The sequence below is a fragment of the Aeromonas sp. FDAARGOS 1404 genome, from assembly GCF_019047085.1.
In the GTDB taxonomy this organism is placed as follows: domain Bacteria; phylum Pseudomonadota; class Gammaproteobacteria; order Enterobacterales; family Aeromonadaceae; genus Aeromonas; species Aeromonas veronii.
On sequence record NZ_CP077237.1, the window covers coordinates 3,938,108 to 3,953,068 of the forward strand.

Genomic DNA, 14,961 nt, shown 5'->3' on the forward strand with positions numbered 1-14,961 from the left:
GGTGCATGATGAAAGCCGTATGGATGCTGGGATTGTTGGTGCTGGGTGGGTGTAGCAGCACTCCCAATACGCCCAAGCCTGATGATCCCGAGTTTTCCCCCGTCTACGGGGAGTCGGAGCCGGTGTCGGTGCGGCCGACAGGGGCTATTTTCCAGCCGGATCAGGTCAATGGCATCTATTCGGATATCAAGGCGCACAAGGTAGGCGACATCATTACCATCGAGTTGTCGGAGTCGACCTCCGCCTCGAAAAAGGCCAATACCCAGAGTGGCAAGGACAATAAATTCAATCTGGATCCGGTCAAGCTGGGTGGCGTGCCGGTCACCGCCAGCCCCTATGATCTTTCGGCTTCCATTGGTCAGAACAGCGCGTTCAAGGGGCAGGCCAAAGCGGACCAGAGCAACAGCCTGCAGGGCAATATCTCGGTCAGCGTGGCCAAGGTGCTGCCCAACGGCAATCTGGTGGTGCGTGGCGAGAAGTGGATCATGCTCAATAATGGCAATGAATATATCCGGATCACCGGCCTTATTCGCCCGGAGGATGTGACGTCGGATAACAGCGTTTCATCCCAGAAAGTGGCCAATGCCCGCATTTACTACGGTGGTACCGGCGATCTGGCCAATAGCCAGGAGCAAGGGTGGCTTACCAGCTTTTTCAATGGTCCCTGGTGGCCGCTCTAGGAGATGTTATGAAGTCACTCCGTCTTGTCACACTGCTCTGCTGTCTGCTGCCCTTGGGCGTGGCCAATGCGGCCCGGATCAAGGACATCAGCTCGGTTGAAGGGGTGCGTAACAACCAGCTGATTGGTTACGGTCTGGTGGTGGGGTTACCCGGCACTGGCGAGAAGAACAACGCCTTCACCGAGCAGACCTTCCGTACCATGCTCAACAACTTTGGTATCAAGGTGCCGGATAACATCAAGCCCAAGATCAAGGATGTGGCGCCGGTGGCGATCCATGCCGACCTGCCCCCCTTTTCCAAGCCGGGCCAGACCATCGATGTGACGGTCTCTGCCATTGGCGAGGCCAAGAGCCTGCGGGGCGGCACTCTGCTGCAGAGCTTCCTGAAAGGGCTCGATGGGCGGGTTTATGCGGTCGCCCAGGGCAGTCTGGTGGTCGGTGGTCTGGGGGCCGAGGGGGCTGATGGTTCCAAGGTGGTGATCAATACCCCGACCGTCGGGCGGATTGCCAACGGTGCGACCGTGGAGCGAGAGGTGCCCAACTCCTTCAGTCAGGGTGACACCATCACCTTCAACCTTAACCGCCCCGACTTTACTACGGCGCGCCGTCTGGCCGATGTGGTCAACGATCTGGTGGGGCCCAATACCGCTCAGGCGCTCGATGCTACCTCGGTCAAGGTCTATGCCCCGCGGGATCCGGGTCAGCGCGTCTCCTATCTCGCCACCATCGAGAATCTGGAGGTGGATCCGGCCAATGAGGCGGCCAAGATCATTGTCAACTCCCGCACTGGCACCATAGTGATCGGCAGTCAAGTCAAGCTCAAACCGGCGGCCATCAGCCATGGCGGGTTGACGGTGACCATCGCCGAAAACCAGCAGGTCTCCCAGCCCAACCCGTTGGCGGGAGGAGAGACGACGGTGACCAACAACTCGACCATCAATGTCCAGCAGGAGCCGGGGCGGATGTTCAAGTTTGATACCGGTGCGACCCTGGACGATTTGGTCCGGGCGGTCAATCAGGTCGGGGTCGCCCCCGGTGATTTGATGGCCATCCTTGAGGCGCTGCAGCAGGCAGGCGCCATCGAGGGGCAACTGGTCATATTGTAACAAGCGGCAAGTGGTTGCCACGGGTGGCAATGAGGTAAGCAAAATGGCGGAGTTTGACAGCAACAGCGGCATGAATCTCGGGATGGTACAGGACATCAAGAACCTGGACCGTCTGCGCCAGATGAGCCAAAGCAAAGAGGGGCAGGCCGAAGCGCTCAAGAGTGCCTCACGCCAGTTCGAGTCAATCTTTACCCAGATGCTGTTTCAGAGCATGCGTCAGGCCAACGGGGTGTTGACTCAGGACAACCCGATGAACAGCAGCTATACCCAGTTCTATGAAGGGATGCTTGATGAGCAGCGGGTTGCCGACATGTCCAGCAAGGGAGGGCTGGGATTGGCTGACATGGTGGCCAAGCAGCTCTCTCCCGAGACCTTTACCCATCAGGATGGACGGGTGCTCAAGATGCCGCAGCGTACCGAACGGACCTACAAACCCTATCAGCCACCCACGGCCGCTGCCGATGATTTGATCGCGGCATCAAAAGTTGGCAAAGATTTTGCTGAAAGAGAGATGACCGAGGGGGTCAAGGAGAGCCACGCACTCACTATGCCCCGTCGACCGCACCGCAGCATTCCGCCCATGGGACGCATGGCCAGCGAAGAGGGCAGTGCCACCGGTAGTGGGGGCAAAGAGTTCGATACACCGGAAGAGTTCGTTAATCGCCTGATGCCGCTAGCCAAGAAAGCGGCCGACAAGTTGGGGTTAAGCCCGGCGGTACTGGTCGCTCAGGCGGCACTGGAGAGCGGTTGGGGCAAGCGGGTGATCAAGGATGGCGAGGGGCAGGTGACCCATAACCTGTTTGGCATCAAGGCCGATCCACGCTGGGAAGGGCCAAAGGCGGTGGTCAGCACGCTCGAGTATGAGCAAGGCGTCGCCTCCCGCCAGAAAGCGGCATTTCGCTCCTATGAGTCGTTTGAAGAGAGCTTCAACGACTATGTGGACTTCCTCACTTCCGGCTCTCGCTACAAGGGAGCCCTGGCGAAGGTGGATAGTCCCGATCGCTACTTTGAGGCGCTGCAACAGGCGGGTTATGCCACCGACCCGCACTACGCCAGAAAATTGAAACAGGTATTGCGCAGTGATGCCATTGCCCAATACAACGAGATGGAGCTGTAACGTATGGCAAGCGACCTGCTTGGGATTGGTTCATCGGGCGTGCTGGCACAGCAACGCCTGCTGCAGACCACCAGTAACAACATAGTGAACGTCAATAGCCAGGGCTATGTGCGTGAGCGTACGCTGGTGTATACCAATACCATCGGTCTGGGGACCGGTGACATCAAGACCCAGCGGGTGATCAACGACTATATGCAGGGGGAGGTGCGCCGTGATACCTCTGCCTATCATGCCTCCCTGACCCATTATGAACAGCTGGCTGGCGTTGACAGCTTGCTTGGGGATACCAGCAACAGCGTGGGCGCGGCCATCACCTCCTACTTCAAGTCATTTCACTCTGCCAATGAATCGCCTGCCGAGATCGGTGGGCGCAAGGTGGTGATGACGGAGTTGAGTGGCATGGTCAACCGTTTTCATACCCTCTCTGCGCAGCTCGACAAGCAGAGCGATACCCTCAACACCCGCATTGAAGATGAAACCAAGCAGGTCAACAGCCTGCTCACCAGCATCAATGATCTTAATCAGGCCATCATCCGCACCCAGGGGTCACCCGAAGAGAACCTGATGCTGTTTGATCAACGGGATGAGGCGATCCGCCAGCTGTCGGAGAAGATGGATATTCGCACCGTAGCTCAACCCAACGGCAGCATGCTGGTCAATATGAGCACTGGTCATTCGTTGATCCTCGATGGGGGCGTCGCCCAGTTCAAGGTGATTGCAGGAGATCCTGACTCCCGGGATCAGGAGCTGCAGCTGACCCTGGGGGCGAACAAGGCAACCATCGATCACGATACGTTTGGTGGTGCCATGGGGGGGCTGTTCAAGGCGCGTACCGACCTTGAGCCGACCAAGCGCGAACTGGGGCAGCTGGCCGTGGCGATGGCGGATGCGATGAACCAGCAGAACCGCCTCGGGATGGATCTGGATAACGAGATTGGCGGCGATATTTTCACCCTGCCTGCCAGCAAGGGCTTACCCTACGGCAATAACACCGGGACGGTCGGGGCGAATGTCAGCTTCGTGCCGGGCAAGGGGACATCAGTGACCCCGTTTGATTACGAAGTGCAATTTAGCAGTGCCACTGGTTATGAGGTGTTTTCGCTGGACAAGTCTGGCAATCGTACCTTGATCACTGCGGGGGCTACCCCACCAACAACCTTTGAGCTGACTGGGCACGGGATCTCGATCGATCTCACCGGCACGCCGGCTGCGGGTGACAAACTGTTGCTGCAACCCACCAAAAGTGCGGCCGCCGGTCTGGGTCAGCTGATCACTCGACCGGAAGATTTGGCCCTGGCCTCTCCGCTTAAAGCGGAAAAGACCACCAATAATGGCGGCGGGGCGGATATCAAACTGGGTGGCGTATTCAATACAGGTGCGGGGTCAGGTTTTGGTACCAATAGTCTGAGCCCGACAGCGCCTCAGGTGGTCAAAATCGATGGCAGTGGTAACTATCAGGTGTTTCAAGCCGATGGCACTACCTTGATTGGCACGGCCCCCGCGAGCAGCAAGGGGCAAAACCTGATGTCGGCTATCGTTAACCCTTTCCCCGCCGGAGCTGCAGTCTATGCCAACCCGAAACAGGCGCCAGGCTACGAGTTCAGCATCACCGGAACGGTGGATGCCGGTGACAGCTTCAAGCTCAGTTACAACAACAATGGCTTTGCCGATAACAGCAATGGCCTGGTTCTGGCCGAGCTGCAAAACAAGGATCTGGTGCGCAAGAGCACCAATGGTGGGACGACCAACGACAAGATGACCTTCAATCAGGCCTATTCCGGGTTGGTGATGGAAGTGGGTAACAATACCAGTCAGGCAAAAACGCTGCTCAAGGCCAATGAGTCCAAGCTTATCCAGAGCGCCGGCATCTTTGAAAGCGTGTCTGGGGTCAATCTGGAGGAGGAGGCGGCCAATCTGATCCGCTTCCAGCAATCCTATGCGGCATCGGCGCAAATCGTCAGCACGGCCAAAACCATTTTCGATACACTGCTCTCTTCCGTGAGGTAACGTCATGCGCATCACCACCAACATGATCTACGACCGGAATATCTATTCCCTCAACAGTGCCAACGAGCGGTTGAATACTGCCTATCAACAACTGCAAACCGGCAATAAATTTCAGACTGCCGGTGAAGACCCGGCTGGTATGAGCCAGAAGATGGCACTGACCAAGGAGATTGACCTGTTCAAGCAGTACAGTGTCAATGGCAGCTTGCTGGAAAACAGCCTGGGGCATGAAGAGACAGTATTGGATTCTCTGAATACGGCGATGCTCAGTGCCCAGACCCTGATCCAGAAGTCTAATAACGGCTCTATCAGTGACGATGATCGCAAGGCTATTGCCAGCGAGCTTGAAGGGTTGCAGCAGCAGATGTTCGACCTGATGAATAGCAAAAACTCATCGGGTGAATTTATATTTGGTGGCAATCAGAGCAAGACCCAGCCATATATAAAAGACGTCAACGGAAAATATATTTATCAGGGTGATCCAGGTCAGCGAAATATTCAGGTCTCACCCACAGTACAAATCGCTGCCAATGATTCCGGGCAGGATCTGTTTGAAATCGTGGCGACCAGAAGAACTGCCAGTGCAACCACATTAAATATCAAGGTTGGGATAGGCGATCAGGGTAACTTTGATAATTTCTATAAGTCCAATTATAACTCGGCCCTACCCAGCAACACCTATACCGTATCAACCACCATAGGTCCACCGGATACCTATGATATCAAGGATGCCGGTGGCAACACGCTGCAAACGGGTAACTATACTGCTGGCACCAAGATCCCTTTCAATGGGTTGGAATTGACCGTCAGCTCGTCTGCGGGCAGTTCTGAGCAGTTTGCTCTCAATCCACCGAAGAATGACAACATATTGAATGGTATGTCGGATTTTATTACGGCTCTGCGAGATCCGGCTATTTCTGCCGAGGCCTTCGAGCAGAAAATAGCCGATGCCACCGTTCATATGAAAAATGCCCGCCTGAATATTGATCATGGGTTGGGTGAGTTGGGCGGCCGGATGAACAGTCTGGAGCAGGCTATGGGCTCCAATGAGGGATTGAGTACCCTCAACGCCGAGGCGAGAGCCAAGGTGTCGGAAGCGGATCTCTATGAAGTGATTTCCGCGCTGTCAAAAGAGGATGCGGCATTGAGTGCCTCGCAACTCTCTTTCAGCAAAATAAGCCGTCTGACACTATTTGACTATATTCGCTAATTAAAGAAGGGCCCCTTTGGGGCCTTTTCTTTTGTCCAGACTATGAAAATTGGTTCCGTGTCATCTCCTGCCAATTGTAACAAGCTGTTGCCGTTGCCAATTTAATGGTGGTTGCGGGGTTGACCTCCCTGCGGGATTGGATAATCATGCCGCCCGCACAACAGAGGGTTGTGCGAATTATTTGCAGCATCTCGTTAGGCGAGGCTCCTGTATAAACACAGGCCACTGATCTCACGACGTCCAGAGACGCCCAAGATCAGGACAGTTTTCATCGGATTAAGGTGTAAACCCAAGTGGCTTCCGGCATGCCGGATACGTTATACAGTGCTAAAGCTGGTACGTGGGGATGATGACACGCCGAACGGCGTCATTTCCTGCCTATTACTCGTCAATCAAATTGCTGTTTTCTTGTCGTTGCATCCGGCTATTTCCGGAGGCATTCAGGCTCGCCTGAAATCACATGAGGATATCTGTGATGAAGAAAACACATACCATTCTTAACCGTCACCAACTGCTCGATCTGGCCGCCCTGCAGGGTTGGCTGGAACATAATCTGGATCCGGTTCAGCGCGCCGATCAACTGCTGACCCTGCGTCCGGAAGAGCTCAACTGTATCTTTGATACCCTGCCAATTCCGCAAGGTGCCGAACTGCTCGGCTCACTCTCGGCCGAGAGTGCCGGGCGCCTGTTGCAGCGGCTCCATGGCAGCATCGTCAGCGTGTTGCAGGAGGCCATTCCCCGCCGTGAGATGGTCGCCATCCTGCGCAAACTGAGCCGTCAGGATCGCACCATGTTGCTGGCTCGCTTCCCGACCCAGGCGCAGGCCATGTATTACTCCCTGCTGGATTGGCCCACCGAGTCGGTGGGGGCCAACATGCGCCACGAATATCTGGCGGTGCGGGAGGAGGACACGGTCGGTCACGCCAAACAGCTGATCCACGATGCCTGGGACAATGCCCAGCTGTTTCGCCATATCTATGTGGTCAACGGGGATGGTCGTCTGCAAGGGAGCCTCTCCCTCAAGACCTTGCTGATCGCCGACCCGCTGGCCAGTGTCGCGACCCTGATGGATCGGGAGACGGTGCGGATCAACGCCCGTGCGGATCAGGAGTTGGCAGCGCGCCTGCTCATCGACCGCGATCTCTCGGTCCTGCCGGTCGAGGATCAGGGGCGACTGGTCGGTATTTTCCACGTCGATGATGCGGCGGATATTCTGGAGCTCGAATCCACCGAAGATGCCGAGATGCAGGGGGGATCATCACCGCTCGATACCCCTTACTTGCAGGCGACGCCCTGGCAGCTGTGGCGCAAACGGGTGGGCTGGCTGCTCATCCTGTTTGTGGCGGAAGCCTACACCGGCACTGTGCTGCGGGCATTCGAGGAGCAGCTGGAAGCAGCCATTGCGCTGGCCTTCTTCATTCCGCTCCTGATCGGTACTGGCGGTAACAGCGGCACCCAGATCACCACCACCATAGTACGTGCCATGGCGGTCGGGGAGGTGAGTCTGCGCAATCTCGGCACAGTGCTGAAAAAGGAGCTCTCCACTGGCCTGCTCATCTCGGGGGCCATTGCCATGGCAGCCTGGGTGCGGGCATGGAGCCTTGGCGTCGGTCCACAGATTGGCATGGTTGTGACCTTTACCATCATCGCCATCGTGCTCTGGAGTGCCACGGTCGCGTCCATTATTCCCATGGTGCTGCGTCGTTTCCGCATCGATCCTGCGGTGGTCTCTGCGCCATTCATCGCGACACTGGTGGATGGCACCGGCCTTATCATCTACTTCGAGATGGCCAAGTGGTTGTTGCCCGAGTTGCAATAATCGGGAGATTGAGATGAAAAAGGCAGCCAGTGGGCTGCCTTTTTCATTTATCTTTCCGGTTTAGCCGAGCTGGAACAACAGTGGCCAGCCCTGCTCCTGGCAATAACGATGCTCCTTCTCCAGATTCTGCATCAGGAGACGGTTCTCCTCGCACCAGTCGATCGGCAGGGTCACGACCAGCTGATCCCCTTGTACCGCGACTTTCCACTCAGGCAGTAGGTTGTCCTGGCGCTTGTGGTGAGCGGCTACCGCGAGGCGCAGGATGCGGATGCAGCGCAGCACCGTCTGCATGTCGTGGTTGGGCAGGGGCGGCAGCTCGGAGAGCTTGAGCCCCTTGCGCTGAAAGCGTACCAGTGCCGCCAGCAGAGCCTGATCGTCCTGGTTGAAGCCGGGCAGGTCGGTGTGTTGCAGGATATAGGCGGAGTGGCGGTGAATGCCGCTGTAGTTGATGGCAAGGCCAATTTCGTGCAGCCGCGCCGCCCAGCCTAGGATGGCGCGATAGGGCTCTACCTCCATCTGCCATGGCTCTTGCAAGGCATCGAACAGCGTCAGCACGCTCTGCTCCACCCGGGCGGCTTGTTTGCGGTCCATCCGGTAGTGGGTACCGAGCGCCTGTGCGGTACGCTCGCGAATATCGTGGTGCTGCAAGCGCTCCTCGAACTCATACAGCAATCCTTCGCGCAGAGCACCATCGGAGTAGTCGAGCCGCTCGATGGGCAGCGAGGTAAACAGCCCGAGCAGGATGGCGACCGCGGCGGCAAACACCTCCTGACGCTCCTCGGTAAGCCCGACCAGTTTGAGGTTATCGACTCGCTTGCGCTCAATCATCAGCGCCTTGAGCCGCTCCAGCCCTTCCAGCGTAATGCTGCCGTCAGTCAGCCCTTCCCCCTGCAGCACGTCGCGCACGGTGCGGATCGAACCTGAGCTGCCAAGGCAGCTCTGCCAGCCCAGCTTGCGATACTGGTTGACGATGGGGGCGAGCTGGTGCTGTGCCTCCAGCACGGCATTGGTGAAGTGCTTGTCGCTCAGCTTGCCGCTGGCAAAGAAGCTCTGGGTAAAGCTGACGCAGCCCATCTTGCGACTGGTGAGGGCCTTGTGTTCAAACCCTTCACCGATGATGAGCTCGGTGCTGCCGCCGCCGATATCGATGACCAGTACCTGGCCCTCGATATGCTGGGTATGGGCAACCCCCTGATAGATGAGCCGTGCTTCTTCCTGCCCGCTGATGATCTCGATGGGGTGGTTGAGCACCTTGGCTGCTTCACTCACAAATTCGCGCGCGTTGCTGGCACGGCGCAGGGTATAGGTACCTGCGATGCGGATCTGATCCGGTTTGATGTTGGTGAGCCGCTCGGCAAACAGTGACAGACAGGCGAGGCCGCGTTCCATCGCCTCCGGGCTCATTCGTTTCTGCTCATCCATCCCTTCCGCCAGCCGCACTCGCTCCTTGATGCGATCGACGATGCGAAAACGCCCTTCGCTCAGATGGGCGATCACCATATGAAAACTGTTGGAGCCGAGATCCACGGCGGCATAGAGACTATTGTCCATTGTTTGACTCGATACGTTTGAGATAGTCGTAAATCGCCACCTGAGAGCGGATCTTGCGGCGGTTGCCCCGCTTCACATATTCGTTCTGCTGGTCGGCATCAATGACCCGCGCCTTGCAGGTATCACTCAGTTGTAGTTCGAGAATGTCCATGATGCGCTGCTTGAGGCGCTCGTCATAAATGGGGGTACCCACCTCGATCCGGCCGTCGATATTGCGGCTCATCCAGTCGGCGCTGGAGATATAGAGCTGGGGGTTGCCCTTGTTGTGGAACACCATCACCCGCGGGTGCTCGAGGAAGCGGTCGATGATGCTGATCACCTTGATGTTGTCACTGAGACCCGGTACGCCCGGACGCAGGGCGCACATGCCACGGATGATCATCTGGATCGGCACCCCGGCCTGACCGGCGGCATAGAGGCGGTTGATGAGATCCTTGTCCACCAGATTGTTGATCTTGAGGATGATACCGCTCGGCTGGCCTGCCTTGGCGTTGGAGAGCTCGTTGTCGATGAGGCGATAGAGCTGACGGCGGCTGTTGATGGGGGAGACCAGCAGGTGGTTGAATTTGTATCGCTTATAGGGGTACTCGATGTATTCAAACACCCCTTCCACTTCGGCGGTGATATCCGGATTGCGGGTGAGCAGCGAGAAGTCGGTGTAGATCTTGGCGGTCTTCTCGTTGAAGTTGCCGGTACCGATATGGGCATAGCGCACCGCCTCGCCATTTTCGTGGCGGGTGATGAGGCAGAGCTTGGAGTGGATCTTGAGGCTCGGTACCCCGAATACCACCTTGACCCCGGCATCGGTAAGGATGTTGGCCCAGTCGATGTTGGCCGCCTCGTCGAAACGGGCGCGCAGCTCGACCACCACGGTCACCTTCTTGCCGTTGTTGGCGGCATCGATGAGGGAGTGGATGATCCGCGACTTCTTGGCGACCCGGTAGATATTGATGCGAATGGCGCTCACCGCCGGATCGAACGCTGCCTGGCGCACCAGCTCGGTGAAGTGGTGGAACTTGTGGTACGGGTAGTAGAGCAGGATATCCTGCTTGGTAATCGCATCGAAGGCGTTGACGAAGCCGTCAAAATCGCGGCAATCCAGGGCCGGCAGCTTGGGGTTTTCCAGATAGTCACGACCCACGTTGGGGAAGCCGATGAAATCCTTGAAGTTATGGTAACGCCCACCCGGCATGATGGCGTCGTAGGAGCTGATCTGCAGCTTGAGCTTGAGGAAGCTAATCATGGCAGCGGGCATCTCCCGCTCGTAGACGAAGCGCACCGGCATGGCGGTGAGGCGCTGCTTCAAGCCGTCACTCATCTTGTCCACCAGGCTCAAGTCCAGCTGGTCGGAGAGATCATATTCGGCATCCCGGGTCAGCTTCACCGCATAGGCGGCAATCTCGTCGTAGTCGAAGAAGCCTTTGAAAATCTCGTCCAGACAGAAGCGGATGACGTTATCCAGAATGATGATCTGCTTCTTGCGGCGGGTCCCTTCCGGCGGCAGCTGGAAGAAGCGGGGCAGGTCGTCGGTCGGCACTTCCACCAGGGCGTACTGGATCACCTGACCGTTCTTCTTCATCTCGATGGCCAGATAGGTGTACTCATCCTTGAGGAATTTGACCGGATTGACCTCTTTGTTGAGCAGGATCGGGATGATGTGACGCAGCACCTTCTCCTTGAAGAAGACCCGCAGCCATTTCTGAATGGCATCGGAGAGCTGGTTCTCGTTGACCAGAAAGATGTTGTGGCGAGCGAGCGCAATCAACAGCTCCTTGTAGGTGTTGTCGAACGCTTCACCGAGCGCCATCACTTTTTGCTGGATGGCGCGCAGCAGCACTTTCGCTTCATCGTCGCCACCATGTACTTCATTGATGAGGATGCGGCGCTTGACGTCCGATACCCGTACCTTGAAGAACTCATCCTGGTTGGAGGAGAAGATCCCCAGAAAACGAACCCGCTCGATGAGGGGCACCGTCTTGTCCATTGCCTCTTGCAACACCCGTTCATTGAATGAGAGCCAGCTCAGCTCTTTCTCTTCATACTGCTTGTCGGTGCTCATCTTGTGCCTCTGTTTCAGGTCGCGTCTGCGCGGCAGTTATGGCGTTAATATATGACAAATAAATGACAGTATTGTTACTGCTCGCTGAACGCTTCGTCGATGTCTACCACCAGATCGTCGGAGAGGGATTCCAGCGCGGTGATAAGCGTATCCATCGCGAGCCCGTCGGGCAGGGCAACCAGTGCATGGGCATAGAAGAGCGGGGCGCCGGAGTGGGGAGCCGGTTCACAGCCGGTGGTGAGATCGGCCACGTTGATCTCGAGCTGGCGCAGGATGCTGGCTACTTCATGGACGATGCCGGGGCGGTCGTTGCCGGTCACCGTCATCATGACTTGATGGGCTGGCTCGGTGGTCGGTGTCCCTTCGGCAAAGCTGATGGTCAGGCCCGGTAGCAGGGCTAGCGCTTCGCACAGGCTGCGATAGTGCTCATCGGGGACAGAGACATGGAGGATACCGGCAAACTGTCCCGCCAGTTCGCTCATGGCGCTGCCCAGCCAGTTGCCCTGCTCGCGGCTGATGACTGCTGCCAGACTCTCGACGATCCCGGGTTTGTCTGCACCGATCACGGTGACCACCAATTGCTTTTGCATCCTGCTCTCCTTGAAATGGGATTTCTTGCTCTATCCCTATTGTGCCTGCTGGGGCTGGTCATATGAACCCCCGCCTGCTGACAAATAGATAAAAAGACGGGACTTTTCACTTTCTATACACGGGTCTGCTGCCTTGCTTCGTGGCGGCTGTGGTAAAGTGATTCCCCTTTCGTGTCGTGAACTGGATCGTGCTCTCATGAATACCCTTGTCCTATCGGGATTGTTGTTGCTGGCGCTGCTTGTGCTGGCGATCTTCTGGAGCAAAGGCAGACAGCAAAAGCGCCTGCCCTATGATGTGCAGGAGACCCTGTTCAGTCCCGCCGAGCGATCCTTCCTCGGGGTGCTGGATCTGGCGGTGGGTGACAAGGCCCGGGTCTTTGCCAAGGTGCGGGTGGCCGATGTGCTGACGCCGCAGGCCGGGATCGGCAAAAGCAAATGGCAGCAGTACTTCAACAAGATCAGCGCCAAGCATTTCGACTATCTGCTTTGCCACCCCGCGGATCTCTCCTTTATCTGCGCCATCGAACTCGATGACAGCTCCCATCGTCACCAGAAGCGCAAGGCGCGGGATCTCTTTCTGAAAACCGCCTGCGACAGCGCCGGTCTGCCGTTGCTGCAGATCCCGGCAAGTGCCAGCTATCTGGTGGAAGAGCTGCGCGAACAGATCCTGCCGCTGCTGGTCAAAACCAGCGAACCATTGATCGACGATTTGCCGCACGGGGCGCGCCGCGAGCCGACGTTCAACCCTCTGCTGCTGGACGGCGTGGATGTCGGTGCCGGGATGCGTGGCCGTACTGCCCATGCCGAGGCGATCTCGCATGCGTCGCTCCACGAGCCCGCCATTCAGGCCAAGGGGATGGTGGAGGCGCCACAGAGTGAGGGGGAGTTGGTCGATAGCCTGTTCGCCGATGTAGAGGATGACGAGGAGCATGAAGTACACCACTGCCCCCGCTGTGATGCGCCGCTGGTGGAGCGGGAGGCGAAAAAAGGCCCCCACGCCGGTCGGCTCTTTCTGGCTTGCAGCCGTTTTCCCGAGTGTCGGTACGCGGCGCCGCACCACCATAATCGCCACTGAATGCGCTTCACCGTGTCCCATGCTGCCCTCTGACGAGGGCAGTTTTCTTTCCGCTATTGGCGGCGTTTGTTAACGGCGCCAATGCAGAAAATTCCTCGGCAAAATTTATCTAATCTCTCGTTTCTGTCGATACACTTAGCCTGAATACGACAATTTTTGACAATGTGTCGGAATTTTGGCACTTTGTGTGCCAGCAAAAAGACAGTCGGTAGCTGTTTTATCATCAAATAAAACAATAAGTTAGTTCAGGACATCGCGAGGAATGGATATGGTGGAGATGGGCGTGTTGATTGTTGATGCCGATGCGCAGCGGCGCCAACAGTTGGGAACCGTGCTCTCGTTTATGGGGATCCCGTGGCAGGAGGTGGCACAAAGCGATCTGGATGTGGCCATCGAATCCTCCGGACCGCTGCAAGGGGTGCTGGTGGGTGAGCTGACCGACCGTCCCTTGTCAGAGCTGCTGGCAGTCTTCCCCCGTACCCCCTTCCTCTCGCTGGTTGAGGTCGATCTGCCCAACAGCAACTTTATCGGGGTCGCGCTCTCGCCCTTTACCTATGAATCCCTTACCCGTCATTTGCACTTCTGTCAGGCGTTCGTCTCCTTGCATCCCCGTCAGCAGACCCATGACAAGGGGCAGGCCCTGCTGCGCTTGCTGGTGGGTAAAGGGAAGGGGATCCAGGAGGTACGCCGCCTCATCAGCCAGGTGGCCGAGACCGATGCCAACGTGCTGATCCTCGGCGAGTCCGGCACCGGTAAAGAGGTGGTGGCTCGCGCCATCCACGAACTCTCTTCCCGAAGCCAAGGCCCCTTCGTGCCCATCAACTGCGGCGCTATTCCGGCCGAATTGCTGGAGAGCGAACTGTTTGGCCACGAGAAGGGGGCTTTTACCGGCGCCATCGCGGCTCGTCGCGGTCGTTTCGAGCTGGCGCAGGGGGGCACTCTGTTCCTCGACGAGATCGGCGATATGCCGATGCCGATGCAGGTCAAATTGCTGCGGGTGTTGCAGGAGCGGTTGTTCGACAGGGTCGGTGGCGGCAAGCCCATTCAGGCCGATGTGCGCATCATTGCGGCGACCCACCGGGATCTGGAGGCGATGATCCGCACTCAGGGTTTCCGCGAAGATCTCTACTACCGCCTCAACGTTTTCCCCATAGAGACGCCGCCGCTACGGGATCGCATCGACGACATCCCGCTGCTGCTGCAGGAGCTGCTCAATCGCCATGCCGAGCAGCACCACGGCTTTATTCGGCTGACTCAGCGGGCGCTGGAGTCACTGATGCAGTACCCCTGGCCCGGTAACGTGCGCGAGCTCTCCAACCTGCTGGAGCGGCTGTTGATCCTCTACCCGCACCAGATCGTCGATGTGGCCGATCTGCCGAGCCGTTATCGCCTGCTGCCGAGTGAGCCGCGGGATGAGCGGCTGACCGAGATGGATGAACGGGATGCGTTGGCGGCGGTGTTTCAGGATCCGCCCGAGCTGGATCACTCCCTCGCCTCGGCTCGTACCATGCAGTTGCCGGAGGAGGGGGTCAACCTCAAAGAGATGCTGGCCGACCTCGAAGTCGAGCTGATCCGTCAGGCGCTGGAGTCTCAGGACGGGGTGGTGGCCCGCGCCGCCGATCTGCTCGGCATGCGCCGTACCACTTTGGTGGAGAAGATGAAAAAGTACGGGATGAGCAAGGACGTCTAATGGTCAAAGCCTTGACGCCAACATTCAATCTATTGTTTTAATTGAAATAATTTAGTG

General features: G+C 57.5%; 11 protein-coding genes and 1 riboswitch. Of the genes, 8 read left to right on the forward strand and 3 right to left on the reverse strand.

Annotated features, from left to right (window positions below; all coding sequences use genetic code 11):
• Window positions 1–8: 8 nt before the first annotated feature.
• The 6 genes from flgH (at window position 9) to mgtE (ending at window position 7,939) form a co-directional block, all read left to right on the forward strand.
• Window positions 9–680, forward strand: coding sequence for a flagellar basal body L-ring protein FlgH (gene flgH, locus I6L34_RS18280; RefSeq protein ID WP_005334152.1), 672 nt, complete (start codon window positions 9–11; stop codon window positions 678–680).
• 8 nt (window positions 681–688) lie between these two features.
• Window positions 689–1,786 (forward strand): flagellar basal body P-ring protein FlgI, encoded by a 1,098-nt coding sequence (locus I6L34_RS18285; RefSeq protein WP_005350664.1) that lies wholly within the window; start codon window positions 689–691, stop codon window positions 1,784–1,786.
• Window positions 1,787–1,829: 43 nt separating this feature from the next.
• On the forward strand, window positions 1,830–2,903 hold the full coding sequence (gene flgJ / locus I6L34_RS18290; protein WP_069527143.1) for a flagellar assembly peptidoglycan hydrolase FlgJ: 1,074 nt from the start codon (window positions 1,830–1,832) through the stop codon (window positions 2,901–2,903).
• Between the two features lie 3 nt (window positions 2,904–2,906).
• Window positions 2,907–4,910: a flagellar basal body rod C-terminal domain-containing protein gene (locus I6L34_RS18295; RefSeq protein ID WP_216955120.1), complete on the forward strand. Its 2,004-nt coding sequence runs from the start codon at window positions 2,907–2,909 to the stop codon at window positions 4,908–4,910.
• Between the two features lie 4 nt (window positions 4,911–4,914).
• On the forward strand, window positions 4,915–6,120 hold the full coding sequence (gene flgL / locus I6L34_RS18300) for a flagellar hook-associated protein FlgL (RefSeq protein ID WP_058056048.1): 1,206 nt from the start codon (window positions 4,915–4,917) through the stop codon (window positions 6,118–6,120).
• A gap of 183 nt (window positions 6,121–6,303) precedes the next feature.
• A riboswitch (M-box (ykoK) riboswitch) is annotated at window positions 6,304–6,473 on the forward strand.
• Between the two features lie 122 nt (window positions 6,474–6,595).
• Window positions 6,596–7,939, forward strand: a complete 1,344-nt coding sequence (gene mgtE / locus I6L34_RS18305; RefSeq protein WP_058056049.1) for a magnesium transporter — start codon at window positions 6,596–6,598, stop codon at window positions 7,937–7,939.
• Window positions 7,940–7,999: 60 nt separating this feature from the next.
• Here mgtE and ppx read toward each other — a convergent pair whose 3' ends face one another.
• The 3 genes from ppx to I6L34_RS18320 form a co-directional block, all read right to left on the reverse strand.
• Window positions 8,000–9,490, reverse strand: coding sequence for an exopolyphosphatase (gene ppx, locus I6L34_RS18310; protein WP_204483821.1), 1,491 nt, complete (start codon window positions 9,488–9,490; stop codon window positions 8,000–8,002).
• Complete coding sequence (ppk1, locus tag I6L34_RS18315; protein ID WP_005350671.1) at window positions 9,480–11,549, reverse strand: polyphosphate kinase 1; 2,070 nt, start codon at window positions 11,547–11,549, stop codon at window positions 9,480–9,482. The genes ppx and ppk1 overlap by 11 nt, the downstream gene beginning before the upstream one ends.
• Before the next feature lie 74 nt (window positions 11,550–11,623).
• On the reverse strand, window positions 11,624–12,139 hold the full coding sequence (locus tag I6L34_RS18320; RefSeq protein ID WP_005350673.1) for a glycine cleavage system protein R: 516 nt from the start codon (window positions 12,137–12,139) through the stop codon (window positions 11,624–11,626).
• Window positions 12,140–12,335: 196 nt separating this feature from the next.
• On the opposite strand from I6L34_RS18320, the gene I6L34_RS18325 reads away from it, so the two are divergent.
• Together I6L34_RS18325 and I6L34_RS18330 are read left to right on the forward strand one after the other, a co-directional pair.
• Window positions 12,336–13,214, forward strand: coding sequence for a DUF2726 domain-containing protein (locus I6L34_RS18325; RefSeq protein ID WP_216955121.1), 879 nt, complete (start codon window positions 12,336–12,338; stop codon window positions 13,212–13,214).
• A 268-nt stretch (window positions 13,215–13,482) separates the two neighbouring features.
• Complete coding sequence (locus I6L34_RS18330) at window positions 13,483–14,904, forward strand: sigma-54 dependent transcriptional regulator (RefSeq protein ID WP_216955122.1); 1,422 nt, start codon at window positions 13,483–13,485, stop codon at window positions 14,902–14,904.
• The last annotated feature ends 57 nt before the right edge of the window (window positions 14,905–14,961 follow it).